At 38.0% G+C, this 15,388-nt stretch carries 9 protein-coding genes; 4 read left to right on the top strand and 5 right to left on the bottom strand.

The window, feature by feature from the left end; genetic code table 11:
* Positions 1–331 precede the first annotated feature (331 nt).
* On the bottom strand, positions 332–1,978 hold the full coding sequence (locus tag QM481_RS19675; protein ID WP_283383004.1) for a helix-turn-helix transcriptional regulator: 1,647 nt from the start codon (positions 1,976–1,978) through the stop codon (positions 332–334).
* A 466-nt stretch (positions 1,979–2,444) separates the two neighbouring features.
* Positions 2,445–3,602, bottom strand: coding sequence for an iron-containing alcohol dehydrogenase (locus QM481_RS19670; RefSeq protein WP_283383003.1), 1,158 nt, complete (start codon positions 3,600–3,602; stop codon positions 2,445–2,447).
* 627 nt (positions 3,603–4,229) lie between these two features.
* Between QM481_RS19670 and QM481_RS19665 the strand changes: the two genes are divergently transcribed.
* Positions 4,230–6,737 carry a glycoside hydrolase family 95 protein gene (locus QM481_RS19665; protein WP_283383002.1) on the top strand — a complete coding sequence of 836 codons (2,508 nt, stop codon included), beginning with the start codon at positions 4,230–4,232 and terminating at the stop codon, positions 6,735–6,737.
* A gap of 348 nt (positions 6,738–7,085) precedes the next feature.
* Here the strand turns inward: QM481_RS19665 and QM481_RS19660 are convergent, their stop codons facing one another.
* Positions 7,086–8,519, bottom strand: a complete 1,434-nt coding sequence (locus QM481_RS19660) for a TolC family protein (protein ID WP_283383001.1) — start codon at positions 8,517–8,519, stop codon at positions 7,086–7,088.
* 159 nt (positions 8,520–8,678) lie between these two features.
* Positions 8,679–9,146, bottom strand: coding sequence for a hypothetical protein (locus tag QM481_RS19655; RefSeq protein WP_283383000.1), 468 nt, complete (start codon positions 9,144–9,146; stop codon positions 8,679–8,681).
* Between the two features lie 360 nt (positions 9,147–9,506).
* Between QM481_RS19655 and QM481_RS19650 the strand changes: the two genes are divergently transcribed.
* Positions 9,507–9,848 carry a hypothetical protein gene (locus QM481_RS19650; RefSeq protein WP_283382999.1) on the top strand — a complete coding sequence of 114 codons (342 nt, stop codon included), beginning with the start codon at positions 9,507–9,509 and terminating at the stop codon, positions 9,846–9,848.
* 448 nt (positions 9,849–10,296) lie between these two features.
* Here the strand turns inward: QM481_RS19650 and ileS are convergent, their stop codons facing one another.
* A complete protein-coding gene (ileS, locus tag QM481_RS19645) occupies positions 10,297–13,686 on the bottom strand; it encodes an isoleucine--tRNA ligase (protein WP_283382998.1) in 3,390 nt (1,129 codons plus the stop codon).
* A gap of 810 nt (positions 13,687–14,496) precedes the next feature.
* On the opposite strand from ileS, the gene QM481_RS19640 reads away from it, so the two are divergent.
* Together QM481_RS19640 and QM481_RS19635 are read left to right on the top strand one after the other, a co-directional pair.
* Positions 14,497–14,646 carry a DUF2256 domain-containing protein gene (locus QM481_RS19640; RefSeq protein WP_283382997.1) on the top strand — a complete coding sequence of 50 codons (150 nt, stop codon included), beginning with the start codon at positions 14,497–14,499 and terminating at the stop codon, positions 14,644–14,646.
* Positions 14,643–15,230, top strand: coding sequence for a 5-formyltetrahydrofolate cyclo-ligase (locus tag QM481_RS19635; RefSeq protein WP_283382996.1), 588 nt, complete (start codon positions 14,643–14,645; stop codon positions 15,228–15,230). Before QM481_RS19640 ends, QM481_RS19635 begins: the two co-directional genes overlap by 4 nt.
* Positions 15,231–15,388 lie beyond the last annotated feature (158 nt).

Raw genomic sequence — 15,388 nt, 5'->3', positions numbered from 1 at the left:
TGTGCCATTGCCCTCAAGGTAGAGGTTGTACCATAAATTTGTTCGTGTAATCCTATATTATAAAAAGAGTGTTAGCGATAAGTAATCAGCTATAGCAAAAATCTTAATTAATGTTTTACTTGGGTTCAGGTTCAAGACTTGAATAGAGTGGTTTGTATTTAGAAAACAATTGTTTTGCACCCATAAGTATAAACCAATCTTGTCGTACTAAAGCCTAACAGGATTGGTACGACAAAGATGATAAGGAAGATTGGGAAACCTCAAAAAATGGGCATGACAAAAAGTTGACAAAATGACAACTTTTTCAAAAACAGAGGCTTACAGAAATGTTTTAACTTTTATCTAATGTTTTTTTTCTTAAACGTAAACGAGTCTGGTGAATGGTATTTTTATTTACACCAATCATATTCGCCATTTCTTGTGTGCTCAAATCTAGCTTTTCGAGCATCATCAAGCGAAGTTCGGCATTGGTGAGGTCAGGGTATTTTTCTTTGGCAGACTGCATATAACCTGGGTGTACTTTCTCAAACATACGCTTGAAGTTAGTCCAGCCTTCGTCAGTAAGAATGGTAGATGAAATAAGTTTTTCGAAATGCTCAAGTTGGTTATCGGAGGCATTTAGTTTTTCATTTTCTTGGCGGAGGCTTTCGATTAACTCCGACATATTACGAAAGTGTTTGGTTTGCCATGCAAGTTCGTTTTGGGCTGCTTCCAATTCGCTTTCTTGCTCGCGATGCTTATGTCGCAAACGCTGGTGGTTTACATATACCAATCCTAGCACCAGTAGCAAAATCAAAATAATGGCGTTGCGCAAATACTTCTGTAATTGCTTTTCACTCTCAATGGCTTTTACATGGTTGGCGTACTTTTCTACTTCATACCGCAATTGCATTTGTGATAATTTTTGAGCATCATTTCGGCGATTGAGACTATCTTGAAGCATTTGTGCCAAATGCGTATATCGTAACGCCTCCGCATAACTGCCTACTTTTTCGTAGTATTCCGAAGAATATTTATAGAGTCGAAGCGGCTTGAAATAGTCAAGTTTTCCATCAGGCTCTAATGAGGTTTTGATATTATTGGCAAGCTTTAGAAGTGGAGCCACTTCATTGATTTTTTTTAGCTTTAATTTTACAGGAATCAATACCATTAAGGCATCAAATTCAGCTTGTTTTGAGACAACGGTATCTAATGAAAGTCGAGATTTGATCAGCTGAAATCCCTTACTGGCGTAAACTTCTCCTTCTTTGATTTTCCCTTGGTCTAGTAATAACGAAGCGATGTCGATGGAAGCAAAATTTAGCCAAAATTCACTCCAATATTTGTGCTCGGGTATATCTGAGTGGAAGTTTTGATGAAAAGCTAAAATCCTTTTTGCATAAATCATCGATTTGTTGTACTCCTTTTTATTTTTCCAATAGGTTTGTAAATAACTTAATACCTGAGTATAGTGAAAGCCTCCCTCTATAGTAGGCTCGATATATCGTTCGGCAATCCGTAGGTATAAATAGGCTTTGTCAAAATCACCCAAATCCCAAAGACATTTACTAAAGTCAAATAGGATAGAGGCAATGTTATAGTCTCTACACTTTTCAAATCCAAGCTCTTGTAGTTGTTCCAATGAGGGTTGTATATCTACATAATACTGTTCGCTCGAAATCTTCTGACCCAAATACAAACTATTAGTTAATGAAGCAGCGGCAATCAATGCTTCAATATCATAACCTTGCTGACTAGCAATTCTTTGCATTTCTTCAAATTCTCCGGAGATACTCGTTGGTTTTCCTTTGGGAAACTTAAAACCAACATTGGTTCCAATTAATGCAAGGTAGTAACTGAGTGCTATTTGGGTGTGATAATCCTTTTTGAAGTCAGCAACTTCAACCATTTGTGCCAGTAGTGAAGATAATTGATTTACATTGGCAACTTTCCAAAATGGATAATCATGCACATAGCGATAGCGCTGTGCTGCACTCATTTCCATAAATTGGTTTTTGTTGAATACAGGTTGGGCAAGACAAAGGTTTCCTAAACAGCAGACAAAAAGGATTGTCGCAGTAAGGTATTTTTTTTTTAGTGGTATGGGAAAAAGAAAGAGGCTTTTCATTCTAGAAATTGTTCTCAAAAGCAAGTGTGCAAGAACAAAGATAAGCTAGCTTTTTTGAATTGAGAATGATGAGCTATGAATTAATGAAAGAATCAATTCTATTTCGGATTTCTGATTGGGAATTTCAAAGAAGATGTTATTAGTTAATAGGATATTCGTTATTTGAAAGTGTTCATAATCAAAGTGTTATAGTCGAGTTGTGCCCAAGATATATTACTAAATTAATCTTTCTTACTACTTACGAAAGATATTTTAAAGAACATAACAATCTAATCAAAAATCCGATGTACTCATCTTCAAATAACGAATATCCTGTTAACTAATAACTTACTATTTCCTAGTAGCTCATTTCTACAATTTCTTTTACAACTTCTGGAGTAATATCACGGCGTTCGCCTAGCCCTTTCCAGCCTCTTTCGGTAAAACGCTTTTCGATAAACTCACCAGTATGAGCATAGTCGCTAGTGTATTCTGACAAACGTGTTTTTACACCTAGCTCATGCAACCAAGCAACAGTACGTTCGATAGCAGCATGGGCTTTTTCTTCGGTAGTACCTTCAGTAATATTCCACACTCGCTCACCGTATTGCGCCAGTTTTTCTTTTTTGTTGTCAAAACGATTACGATATAAGTTCGGGAAAATAATAGCCAGTGTCATGGCATGGTCGATATTGTACAAAGCTGTAAGTTCGTGACCAATCATGTGCGTAGCCCAGTCGGTTGGCACACCTTTTTGAATCAGACCATTAAGAGCCATTGTACAGCTCCACATAAAGTTGGCAGCCGCTTCATAATTGCTAGGATCAGCCAAAATCTTTGGCGCAACTTCAATCAAAGTCTGTAAAATACTTTCAGCAAAACGGTCTTGAAGCCAAGCATTGGCAGGGTAAGTCATATATTGCTCCAATACGTGAGTATAGGCGTCGACAATACCATTGCGCAACTGGCGTTCAGGAATACTTTTGATTACTTCAGGGTCGAGAACAGAGAATTTTGGGAATAAGCCAGGTCCACCCATACTTAATTTTTCTTGCGTTGCTACTCTTGTAACCACAGCTCCTGAGTTCATTTCAGAACCTGTAGCAGGCAACGTCAACACAGTACCAAATGGCATTGCTTTTGTTGTACGGATAGATTTTGCTAAAATATCCCAAGGTTCACCTTCAAAGTCTACAGCTGCTACGATAAACTTCGTTCCATCAATCACCGAACCTCCACCAACAGCTAATACATAATCAAGCTTTTCGGTACGAATGATTTCTACGGCTTTCATCAGCGTTTCGTAAGTAGGATTTGGTTCTATCCCACTAAATTCTACGACTTCATGACCTTTCAATGCTTCGATAACTTGTTCGTAAACACCGTTGGTTTTGATACTACCACCACCGTAAGTCATCAAAACACGAGCGTTTGCAGGAATTTCTTTGGCAATAGTAGCTATTTGACCTTTTCCAAAAAGAATTTTGGTAGGATTCTGTAATTCAAAGTTTAACATGTTTGGTTTTTGTTTAAAAAATGAAAATATAATCCTTCAGGCTGTAAATGGTTGAAAATGTTTATGGCCTAAAGCTTTTAAGAAAAACACCTTACCCCTTACAAAAGTTTCTGTAGCAGGACAGCCTTTGAGTAGTTTTAGGAGGCTTCCCCTTTTGTTATCAATGTTTTAAAGACGATTATTTAAGTAATAAGTGATCATGCAGGATAAGATTTAAGTTATTTGTTGAGGCAACAGGCAACAGGCAACAGGCAAAGAGTAAAGAGTGTTAAAATGTTTTTCATATCCAAAATCCACCGCCCAAAGCCGTTATCTGAAAGCCTAAAGCACACAACTTAAATCAAATTTGGTGCTTCTACTCAATGTAAAATATTATTTTACATTCACAATTTACAACTAGTAGTGTACGAAGAATTATAAAACCATTTATTTCGGATATCGGATGTTGGATTTCGGAACTGTAACCTTCTGTATTTTGTAAAAACAAAGATGATTTTCTTTATTTCCGAAATCAGAAATCCCAAATCCGCAATAGTTGGAAATCCTTCGTACAGTACTAATTCACAACTCACAATTCAGCACTAATACTTCCTACTGGTAATCAAACTATCTAAACTCAATTCTTTCATGAAACAACTTTTTTTATGGGCTTGTGCTTCGCTTTTGGGTGTGCAGTCTTTTGCGCAGACCGATAAACTTTGGTACGATTCACCAGCCAAAACATGGGTAGAAGCGCTCCCTATTGGTAATGGTCATTTGGGTGCTATGGTTTTTGGTCGTACTGGCAAAGAACTCATTCAGCTAAACCATACCGATTTTTGGTCGGGTGCTCCCAAAGATTGGAACAATCACAATGCAGCTCAGTACTTCCCTGAAGTAAAGGCATTGATGAAACAAAAGAAATACGCCGAAGCAGAGGAGCTTTCTAAAAAACTCCAAGGCGCATTTACACAGTCGTATCAGCCTCTTGCCGATCTTACGATGACATTTTCGGATACTACTCAGATTGGAGAGTATTACCGTGATTTGGATTTGAATACTTCTACCACTCATGTTCGCTATAACACACCTAAGGCTACTTATGAGCGTGAACTACTAGTTAGCTTCCCTGATAAAGTAATGGCTATGCGTTTGACAGCTAAAGGTGGTCGTAGTTTAGGTTTTACGATTGGTGCATCGTCTTTGATGAAAAATAAGGTTTGGGTTGATGGCAATATCTTAAAAATTAGATTGAAAGCACCTAAACATGTAGAACCCAATTACAGAGGAGGCTTTAAGCCAGAAGAAGCCGTTCAATACGACGATTGGAATGGCGAAGGAATGGAAGCGGAGGTTTGGGTACAAGTCAAATCTGCAACAGGTAAAGTAAGTGTTAAAGATAATCAGTTGGTCTTGGAGAATGCTTCAGAGGCAGAAGTGTACGTAGTAGCAGCTACAAGCTACAATGGACGTTTCAAATCGCCAGGTTTGGACGGTCTAGAACCTTCAAAACAGGCGGGTCAATGGATGCGCTTGGCATCGGGGCGTTCTTATGAAAGTATTCGTAAAATGCACTACCAAGATTATCACGCACTGTATGGTCGTGTAGACTTGGCATTGGAAAGCAAAGGCACGGCTAATATTCCTACCGATAAGCGAATTGTTAATTATGCCAAAGATGCTGACCCACAAATGGTAGCTTTGTTGTTTAATTATGGTCGCTATTTGTTGATTTCTTCGTCGCGCCATGGCGGTCAGGCAGCAAACCTTCAAGGTATTTGGAATAATATGGTACGTCCACCATGGAGTTCTAACTATACGACCAATATCAACGTGCAAATGAATTACTGGCCTGCCGAAATGTGTAATCTTTCGCCATTGACAGAACCATTGATGAATTTGATTAAAGATTTATCCGTAAATGGTAAAAAAACGGCAGAACTACACTACAATCTCAAAGGCTGGGTAGCGCACCACAATACCGATATCTGGGGCTTGACTTCTCCTGTTGGTGATTTTGGTACTGGCGACCCTGTTTGGGCCAACTGGCAAATGGGTGCTGCATGGTTGTGCAGTCATGTGTATGAGCATTATTTGTACACAGGCAACAAGCAGTTTTTACAGGAGTTTTATCCAGTGATGAAAGGCGCCACCGAATTTGTGATTGGTTTCTTGGATAAAAACGATGCGGGTTATTATGAGTTAGCTTTTGGGGTATCTCCCGAAAACCAGTATAAGTATCAAGGAAAAAACTTAGCTATTTCGGCAGGAACAGCTATGGACCTAGCCTTGACTCGTGAGTTATTGAACAACTGTTATCAAGCGGCCAAAGCATTGAATCAAGACCCTGCTTTTGTGAAGCAATTGGAAGAGTTATTACCGAAACTTCAACCTTTCAGAATCAACGCTAAAGGGAACTTGATGGAATGGTCAGAGGATTTTGAAGAAACAGATGTACATCATCGTCACTCTTCACATTTGTATGCTTTGCACCCAAGTAACCAAGTAAACCCTTGGACTTCCCCTGAATTGTATAAAGCCGTGAAAAATTCCTTATTACGTCGTGGCGATGAAGGTACAGGTTGGGCAATGGGTTGGAAAGTAAACTTCTGGGCGAGATTATTAGATGGCGACCATGCGATGATTATTCTCAAAAACCTTTTGAGTCCTATTGGTTTTGAAGGATATGACTATCATAAAGGAGGTGTATATCGTAACTTGTTTGATGCTCACCCGCCATTCCAGATTGATGGAAACTTCGGTGCTACCTCTGGTATTGCCGAAATGTTGTTACAATCACACTCTGGCGCAGTACACCTATTACCAGCTTTGCCAAGTACTTGGCAAAAAGGACAAGTAAAAGGATTGGTAGCGCGTGGAGGATTTGAGGTGGATATGACTTGGGAAAATGGTAAACTCAAAAATGCTACTATCTTATCAAAATTGGGAGGCACTTGCCGTATTCGTTCTGAAGTATCTTTGAAAATCAAAGGGGCAAAACTAGCAAAAGGAACAGTATCAAACCCGCTTTTAAAGTGTATTGATGGCGCCAAACCTATTTCGGTAGTTGGACAACCCTTAGCTACAGAAACAACCAAAAAGTACTACGAATACGATGTAGTGACTAAAAAAGGCGAAAAAATCGTTTGTCAATAGCAGAGATAAAGGATTAGTCTACTATTTCATCTGTAGAGATGCAATATTTTGTGTCTAGAGATATATCCTTTTAAAATTTAGTAACAAAAAAGGCGGACGAAATTAGTTTTTCGTCTGCCTTTTTTGTTACGGGTGAATAAATTCACCCGCTAAGTGGAATTAAATCTCTTATTTTGGCAGTGTAACCTATTTTTTAAAATTCTATTTTGAGGGAAATATTTCAATATTTCTGCAATCAGAAGTCCCAAATCCGCAATAGTCTGAAATCGGATGCAAGGTGTTAATTCACAGATAGTCATTTAGCTCAAAATAATCACTCATTCACTCAACCACAAATCACTCAATAACTCACAAATCTTCCATATTGCCAGTGCTATAATATTGATAGATTTTCTTTTTCAAAAGCCAATCGTATTTGGCTATCTCTGCGTTTTGTTGAATCGTAAAAAAGCTATTTTTAACCGATTCAAAATCCTTTATTTTCACTTCTCCTCGTTGTACTTTCTGTAAGGTGGTATTAAAATACACCTGCCAGACTTGTAATGTTTTTTGTGCTGCCTGATATTGCAAAATGGCCGCTTCCAAATTATTAGTTGATAAGAGCGCTTCTTTATAAATCTCAGCTCGTGCCGAAAGCATCGAAATATGTGCATTTTCGATATTGATGGCGGCTTGTTGTTGCTGGTATTTTCGAAGTCCACCTGTTATAATAGGCAAATTGATTTGAAAACCCACATACGCACTGGCCAGTTGTTTCCATTGCGAAACCAAAGACGTGGTCTTGTAACTGTATGCGTAGTTTGGGGAAAGTGCCAGACGTAATTGCCCTTGCGAATACACAGGAATGGTATCGGTGCGAACCAAATAAGCTTGGTCTACTTCACGAAAAAGGCTCGAAAAGGGCAAAGACACTCCTGCCGCCAATGAGATTGTAGGATAGGCACTGGCCTTTACAGCATCGAATTGCAAAGCCACTAATTTTTGGTTGAGTTGCGTTATTTTGGTTGATGGATGCCAGTATGCCATTTTGTAAAATAAGTCATACTCTCCCTTTTTTTGCCCGATAGGTCTATCTATGGTAAATGTTTCGTCTTTTATTTCTGCAATTTCAATGCCCAAAGGATCGGGCAATGCCAAAAGTGTACCAAGGTTAATTTGAGCTGTTTTCAACTCATTTTTATATTTTGTCAACGTAAACTCATCGTTGGCTACTTGTGCTTGCCATTCCAAAATACTGTAAGCCGTATCTGGATTAGTAGTATTAGCTTTTTGGAAAATAGCTAGTTGCTCACCCGAAATGCTGAGCTGACGTTCGGCACTTTTGACATAAACTTGTTGTAATAATATCTGAAAATAGGCCTGTGTGATTTGTATGGCTATGGCAACAGTATTTTTTTGTTCTTGAAGGCTCGCTATCTCTTGTTCAACGATACTTTGTTGATGGGAGTTTTTTTTACGACCACCCGCCCACAATACTTGGTTCATATTTACTCCCATAATATTGTTGATAAAACCATTGGTCGCATATTGATAGGTTGTGGGGTCAAGCGAACGTCCCATTGCCAACGTCGGACTTACCGAAAACTGAACGGTAGGATAGAGGTCGGTTTTGGTATAAATAGTTTTTTCTAATGCTAACTCTTGGTTCAGACGAGTTTGCTTGATTTGAAGATTATTGTTTTGAGCATGTTGGATACATTGATGAAGATTCCAAACCTTTTGCGCTCGGACAGGCATCAGACTTATCGCTAAAAAAGTTATGATGAAGAAAAAAGTTTTCATAGGTCAACCAAAATACTGGTGGTTGTTGATGGTTTAATAAAAAAGCCACTGACTCAGCACGTATGCCTATCAGTGGCTTCAGCTATCCAATTGATTTTTACGGGTTAAGGAGTTATAATGGCGGGTAAAATATTTACAAATAACTCCTTATAAGAAAAATTATTTATTAATAATCACAGCAACTGATGGTGTAATGCCAACGTTTGCCAAACCTCCTGTTACTGTTGTAGGAGCTGTTGCCGAAATGTATTTCGCACCACTAGTATTGTTTAATAAATTCGTCACAACAGTTGTATTGTTATTTACATTGTTTCCTAGTACTTGTGTATTGCTAACGTTAAGATTAGCTACTGTAGGGTTATTTGACAATGTGTTTACCACTGCAAATGTATTCAAACGTGCTACGTTACTTGTTGCGGTATTAACTAAACCGCTTGTACCTGAAACAACGGTAAGACCTCCGTTTGATGGGCTTGTAAGATTTGCAACATTAGATGTTACTACAGGAGCATTAAGATTGCCAACAACTGGATTTAATACGCCATTAAGAGTTCCTGTAAGTGCTTGTGCATGAGATGCTACAACAGAACCAAATACTAGTGCGGATAAAATAAAGAGCTTTTTCATAATAAAAAATGAGTTTTTGTAAATGTGGAATATATGGATTTAGGACAGCTCAACGTAAAATAGAGACAATACAAAGGAACCCATGCCAATGAAGGCATGCTGTCGTTTTTTTTATTGTCTCACAAATGTTGGAATTCAAAAATATATACGGGGCAGATTGAAGATTGGATTGCAAGGATTGATATTTTTTTGAAAATATATTTTTCTATGCTATTGATTCTGTGGATTATATCAAAAAAATAAGCGTTTTTAGAAGAATAGGCTTAAATTAGCCGAAGATAATTTACATTCCCCCCAAAAACTTTTCTACATAAATAACAATTACTCATAATGAAAAACCTATTAATCTATTCTCTATGTTTGATGTTCAGCTTGCTTAGTGCGTGTCAATCTGACGAATCAACTCCTCCTGTTGACCGAAGTAATGGTATAAATACGGCCCAACAGTTAGACAGGTTTACCAAAGACTTATCCATTGTCGATTCCATTATTATCTATAACAACAAAAACTCTAGTATTTTGAAATTAGGTAAAGCCAAGCCGGTGTTTTACGAATACTATATGCTAGTCAATGGCCAAGAAATAGATCTGACTTATGCCCTTGTTACATCTTTTGGTCCAAAATATGTGGGAGACTTTCGATATACGGAAGTAGTCATTTATATCAAAGAACCTATTCCATATACTCCAATTAGAAGGTAAATAGAAGTTTTCTATCATTACGAATTAAAGGATTATTTTAAACCAAATCATAGCTGTTATGAATACTACACTGAAAAATATCCTGCTTTTCTTTTCATTATTAGGTTCAATCGTCTCGATTGGTGTATTGCTACTTTTTGCTCATGATTTTACACAAATGCAAATAGTTGGACTTTGTGTAACAGCGTTAGTTTTTATATTGAATTCGGTGAGTTTTTTAACGAGAAAAAGAGAAGGAAATCGATAATAAAAATTGGCAATAGGGTAGAATGCTATTAAGAAATTAGACTAGTTCAAGACTTAGTCGTGAACTAGCAATAGTCATCAAAAAAGAAAGCGCCGTAGATATAACAACTTAAGCTGTTTTACCTACGGCGCTTATTTATTTGAAAAAGTAATTAAGAGTTAAAAATCACTCAACCACTCAATCACCAACTCACTCAATAAACTAGGCTACGACGATTCGCCATTGTAGCACCAATTCTTCCATTTCTACTTCAACAGATTCGCTCAAAGTATCTACTACTTCTAATGAAACTGCTTGAACTTCTTGTGAGATATATTCTTTGAATGCCAATACCCCTGCCGAAACTTCAGCTTGCGTATTCAATAATTCAATTTTAATCTTGTCTGTTACTTCAAATCCAGAATCCTTACGGTAGTTTTGAACACGGTTAACAAACTCACGAGCAATCCCTTCTTGACGAAGTTCGTCAGTGATTGTGATATCTAGTGCTACTGTCAACTCGTTGTCCTTAGCTGAAAGATAACCTGGAAGGTCTTCTGTCAAAATTTCAACAAGCTCTGGCGTAACTACGATGTCGCTACCTGCTGGTGTGTATTGATTTTCTTTTTCTAAAATAGCAATATCATCGTTGCTCATAGCCGAAATTAAAGCTGCTACCTCTTTCATACGTGGACCAAACTTAGGGCCTAGTGCTTTGAAATTTGGTTTTACTTTTTTCGACAATACACCCGATGCGTCATCTAGGTATTCAACCGACTTGATATTTACCTCTGACTTGATCAAATCATCTACGCTACGGATTTGCTCACGCGTTTTTTCGCTCAATACTGGAATCAAGATTTTCGACAATGGCTGACGAACTTTGATTTTATTAGTTTTACGTAATGAGTGAATCAACGAACAAATACGCTGTGCCAAGTCCATCGAAGTTTCAAGATTTTCATCAATCCATTCTTCTTGAACAGTTGGGAAATCTGTTAAGTGTACAGATTCTTGCGCATCTGATTGGTTTATCGTCACGTTTTTGAACAACCAATCTCCATAGAAAGGAGCGATTGGTGACATCAATTGAGCAACAGTTTTTAAGCAGTATGCTAAGGTTTCATACGCTGATTTTTTATCATCAGTCATGTCGCCTTTCCAGAAACGTCTTCTTCCCAAACGTACGTACCAGTTAGATAAGTGATCACTCACAAACTCTTGGATAGCACGACCTGCTTTGGTTGGCTCGTATGTATTAAATGATTCGTCAACTTCTTTCACTAAAGTTTGAAGTTTTGACAAAATCCAACGGTCAAGCTCTGTAGCAATGCTCTTATCTAATGTGCCTGTTGGCTGATAGCCATCCAAATTAGCATACAAAGCAAAGAAGTTGTACGTGTTAGTCAATGTACCGAAGAACTTGTTACGTACTTCTGTTACACCTGCCAAGTCAAACTTCAAGTTGTCCCAAGGTTGTGCGTTAGTAATCATATACCAACGAGTTGGGTCAGCACCATATTTCTTCAACGTTTCGAATGGGTCAACAGCATTACCCAAACGTTTAGACATTTTGTTACCGTTTTTATCCAATACCAAACCTGTCGAAACTACGTTTTTGAATGCTACCGAATCCGAAATCATGGCTGAGATAGCGTGAAGGGTAAAGAACCAACCACGAGTTTGGTCAACACCTTCAGAGATAAAATCAGCAGGATATGATTTTTCGAAAATATCTTTATTCTCAAATGGGTAATGCCATTGTGCAAAAGGCATTGCACCTGAGTCAAACCAAACGTCGATAAGGTCTGTTTCGCGCGTCATTACTTTACCCGAAGCAGATACCAAATATACCTCATCCACAAACGGACGATGTAAATCAAGGGTATCTTGATCAGCTGCATCTAAGAATGCTTGGTTTTTCTCTTTTTGTTCTGCACTCAAAGCGTCGTCTTTCAAGGCGTGTTTTACGGCATTGATTAACTCCTGAGTAGAACCGATACAAACCTCTTCTGCATCTTCCGAACGCCAGATAGGAAGTGGAGTACCCCAATAACGAGAACGTGATAAGTTCCAGTCTACCAAGTTTTCAAGCCAGTTACCAAAACGACCAGTACCTGTAGATTCAGGTTTCCAGTTAATCGTATTGTTCAAGGCAATCAACTTATCTTTTACCGCAGTAGTACGGATAAACCAAGAGTCGAGTGGATAATACAAGACTGGTTTGTCAGTACGCCAGCAGTGAGGATAAGGGTGATCAAATTTCTGAACGTTGAACGCTTTGTTTTCAGTTTTCAACTTAATCGCAATACGCTCGTCTACAGAAAGGTATTTGTCACGACCTTGTTTTTCACGCTCGATTTCTTTTTCTTCGTCTGAAAGATAAGCTTCTTTTACAGGCTCGTTAGCAAAGTCCGTAATCTCAGCTACAAAACGACCTTGGCGGTTAACGATAGGGGCTTCTTTGCCACTCTCGTCTTTCACCATAATCGCAGGCACGCCATTTTGCTGAGCCACTCTAAAGTCGTCTGCACCAAAAGTTGGCGCTGTGTGAACCACACCTGTACCATCTTCTGTCGTAACAAAGTCACCCAAGATTACACGGAATGCAGGAGCATCTGGCTGAATGTATGGCAACAATTGCTCGTATTCGATACCTTCCAAATGCGCACCTTTTAACTCCATTATCACCGTCCAAGGAATCACTTTATCACCGTCTTTGTAAGCTTCAAAGTCAGCATCTTTTCCTTTTTCGTTGAAATATTTACCTACCAAATCACGTGCTAATACTACGTTTACTGGCAAATAAGTATATGGATTATACGTTTTTACTAAAACGTAATCAATGTTTTTTCCAACAGTCAACGCCGAGTTGGCAGGAAGTGTCCAAGGCGTAGTCGTCCAAGCCAAGATATAGATATTATCGCTATCGGCTGCGTCGAACAAGTACCCTGATTTTCCTGTAAGTTTTACCTTAAACTGAGCTGTCAACGAAGTATCTTTTACTTCACGGTAACAACCAGGCTGGTTCAATTCGTGCGAAGACAAACCTGTACCCGCTGCTGGCGAATAGGGCTGAATGGTATAACCTTTGTACAACAAACCTTTGTCGTACAACTGCTTCAACAAATGCCAAATAGACTCAATATAATCGTTTTTGTAAGTGATATATGGGTCATCAAGGTCTACCCAGTAGCCCATTTTCTCGGTAAGGTCGTTCCAGAGGTCAGTAAATTTCATTACTGTCTCACGGCATTTTTTGTTGTATTCTTCTACCGAGATTTTTTTACCAATATCATCTTTTGTAATACCTAATTCTTTTTCTACCTGAAGCTCTACAGGAAGACCGTGCGTGTCCCAGCCACCTTTGCGTTTTACCTGCTTGCCTTTGAGGGTTTGGTAGCGACAAAAAATATCCTTAATGGCACGTGCCATCACGTGGTGAATACCAGGTGTACCATTGGCCGATGGAGGACCTTCATAGAAAGTAAAAGTAGGTTGCCCTTCACGGATTTCGACGGATTTTTCGAAAACCTTTTGTTCTTGCCAGAATTGCAAAATTTCATCTGCTACCTGAGCGTAATCTAGGTTTTTATATTCTTTGAAGTTCATTATAAACTGTTTGCTAAAAAGCACGTTTTGTTACTTGCCAAATGGGGGCAGATGATAGGCTAAGGAAGCCCTTGTATTACTGAAACATAACAACTTGCCCCAAAATTCCTGCAAAAGTACAAAAACCTTTTTAAAAGGGGAGTCGATACCCTGAAAATAAGTAAAGGAGAAATAAAGGATAGGTTGTTGCGACATCCATTCTCCATTAGGAGTGTACGAAGGATTTCAAACAATTTTAGATTTGGGATTTCTGATTTCGGACATAGGACAACTCAAAACACATTACTCAAAACTCGCAACAAATAAAAAAGGTGTACCTGACTACAGATACACCTTTTTGCACAACATTAAAAGATTATTGCCCTTCTAACTCTCCTACTTATGAAATTTTTTTCTACTTATTATATTTACTTCAAGCCCTTAAATTGAAGTAAACTTGGCGGATGCGTAATGTCGAATCCTTAACTTTGGTGTGTCGTGATCTTATATTTTTGACTTTAAAAAGCTGCACCAATTTAAAATCTATTGAGAATCACAACGTAATTTTTTTTTAGTGGCTAGGCATCGTTTTCTCTCTAACTTTATTGCCTTATTGTTGATACAAATTTATACCTAAAAACTGGGCTTGTGGTTTGTATTCGATGAACTGTCATAAATGGAAAGTTTTTGGCAATAAATGAGCGAAATTTGGTAATAATAGTTTTTTCAGAAACTTGCAAAAGTCATTTTTTTAGACTTGTTTTTTAACATTTATCTGCTTTAAATGGTTTTTAAGTCATAAAAAATTAGATTTTTAAAATAGATAAAGTGATGAAAATGCGTAAAAAAGCAGATTTGCCTTCAAAAATTTGCGAAACTTGCAAGCGACCTTTTGCATGGCGAAAGAAATGGGAGAAAGTATGGGATGAGGTAAAATATTGCTCCGAAAAATGCCGTAAAACAAAATCACACAATCAATGACCAAAAAGGAATTACGAAAACAGTATAAAGAAAAACGCAATAACCTTACTGAATCTGAATATCAACAGCGCTGTGAGCGAATTGTGGAAAAAGTATTGGAAAACTTCGATTTTTCGACAATACATTATTTGCATCTCTTTTTGCCGATTCGTATTCAGAAGGAAATAGATACTTTTCCGCTGATTGAACAACTTCAGTTAAAATACCCACAATTGCAATTGGTAGTGCCGAGGGTCGTTCCTAACTCCTTTGAAATGGAACACTATTTATATAAGCCCGCAACAATCACTTTGAGCGCATGGGGTATTCCCGAACCTGAGCCTAACTCTTCACAACAAGTATCGCCTCAAAAGATAGATGCTGTTTTATTACCTTTATTAGTTTTTGATCAAAAAGGAAATAGAGTGGGTTATGGCAAAGGCTTTTATGATAGATTTCTGACAGATTGCCGACCAGAAGTACAAAAAATAGGCGTATGTCTCGAAGAAGCAGTGCCATTAATAGAAGAAGTAGGCGAATGGGACATTCCACTCGATTTTTGTGTGACTCCACAAAGATGTTATGAATTTGGAGTAAAAAACTGAAAAAGAACCCTTTGGAAACAGTATAGCATAGTATTTTATTAAAATATTAGGAATATATTATTCAAACTAAAGAAATTTCTTTTCTCTTCGGAGATTATGGAGTAATTTTGCGGACTTTTTGACGGGTCGCAACGTAGTGAAAATCAGAAAATTACTCA

It is taken from the genome of Flectobacillus rivi, from assembly GCF_030056655.1.
Taxonomy (GTDB): Bacteria; Bacteroidota; Bacteroidia; order Cytophagales; family Spirosomataceae; genus Flectobacillus; species Flectobacillus rivi.
Note: the sequence above shows the minus strand (reverse complement) of the source record. Positions and strands in the feature narration are given on the sequence as shown.